Source organism: Candidatus Hydrogenedentota bacterium (genome assembly GCA_016791475.1).
Classification (GTDB): Bacteria; Hydrogenedentota; Hydrogenedentia; order Hydrogenedentales; family JAEUWI01; genus JAEUWI01.
This window is the reverse complement of sequence record JAEUWI010000176.1, coordinates 1-253: the sequence shown is the minus strand read 5'-3', so window position 1 is coordinate 253 and position 253 is coordinate 1.

Sequence of the window (253 nt, the reverse complement as noted above, 5' to 3'; positions counted from 1 at the left end):
AAGGGTTGTTGATGGTGGCGCAGATCGAAGGATCTGGGTCGAGTCGGGATCGGTCGAGCTCGGCAGTCGCGAACGCACCACCGGTCCCGCTCCCGACAGCTTCGATAGCAGGCGCCCTAAGGAATCCGCAGCATCCGACATATTCGGACGGAGTCGCTTGTCCTTGGTCAGTAGCCGGTGAACCAGCTCCGCGACCGAGGCAGGTGTCTTCGGCGACAGTGACAATAGGGGGGCCGGCTCCTGAAACAAGTGC